Origin of the sequence: Polaromonas sp. UBA4122, from assembly GCA_002381615.1 — a bacterium.
GTDB lineage: Bacteria > Pseudomonadota > Gammaproteobacteria > Burkholderiales > Burkholderiaceae_C > Polaromonas.
Genome location: DFWY01000153.1, coordinates 495 through 810, shown reverse-complemented (window position 1 = coordinate 810; position 316 = coordinate 495). Strand labels below are relative to the sequence as shown.

Annotated in this window: 1 protein-coding gene; it reads left to right on the top strand. The window is 52.2% G+C overall.

Annotated elements, in window-relative coordinates:
* Positions 1-130 precede the first annotated feature (130 nt).
* The coding region (locus B3F77_RS18240) for an ATP-binding cassette domain-containing protein (RefSeq protein ID WP_293606328.1) at positions 131-316 on the top strand (186 nt) is incomplete at its 3' end.

The window sequence follows — 316 nt, the reverse complement described above, 5'->3', positions numbered from 1 at the left end:
TAGCCCACGATTGGGCGCTGCAAGGCACGCGTGCAACGGAATTTACATGGCATGGATGTTGCTTAGAAAAAATATCTGATTTCGCTCCGATCCACCAACACGCCTTTGGCGTCACCAAAAAGCATTACCCATGGCAGCACCACCGTTCAAGTTGTCATTACAGGGAATCCGCAAGTCATTTATATCCAAGGGGTCGGCACTGCCGGTGCTTGATGGCGTAGACATCAACGTCGCGCAAGGCGGATTTCTCAGCGTGATCGGGCCAAGCGGCTGCGGCAAAACAACGGTATTCAATATCATTGCCGGCCTTCTAGAG